This is a genomic window from Pseudomonas syringae group sp. 26L6, assembly GCF_032587815.1.
Classification (GTDB): Bacteria; Pseudomonadota; Gammaproteobacteria; order Pseudomonadales; family Pseudomonadaceae; genus Aquipseudomonas; species Aquipseudomonas amygdali.
In genome coordinates, this window is record NZ_JAWHPJ010000032.1 from 1 (window position 1) to 519 (window position 519).

The 519-nt window shown below is 19.1% G+C and carries 1 pseudogene; it reads right to left on the reverse strand.

The window, feature by feature from the left end:
- Positions 1-247: 247 nt before the first annotated feature.
- Positions 248-475, reverse strand: a pseudogene (locus RYA97_RS16640) (IS4 family transposase); the annotation flags it as partial.
- Positions 476-519: the final 44 nt, after the last annotated feature.

Consider the following 519-nt stretch of genomic DNA (forward strand, 5'->3'; position numbering starts at 1 on the left):
ATAATAGAATAAAGAGCAGAAATATTAAAATAATTAAAACAATGATATCAAATTTTGGACATATTATCAAAACTTATCTATCTAATTTTCCTAAAAATAACTACCCAATATTAAACACATTTAAATTTATAAATATCTAATTAAAATTAATATTAAACCAAAACCAAACAAACATAAAAAAAATATTTAAAAAACTAAACTTACAAAAAAAAACAATCAATATATCTACATTCTCAAAAACAAACAAAAAAACTCCCACATCCCTTTTTTTACTTACCTTTAAAAATATAAATATATCAACTATCTCTCCTCATAAATTCAATCTTTTAAACATACTCCTCATACTTATCTAACTCTAATCTAACACTAATCCTAACCAAATACTCACAAACTTAAATATATCTAATACTAAATAATCATCTTTAAAAAAATTAAATAAATAAATTTTAACAATATATCCAAAATTTAATATCATCACTTCAATTATTCTAATATTTCTACCCTTTATTCTATCATTTT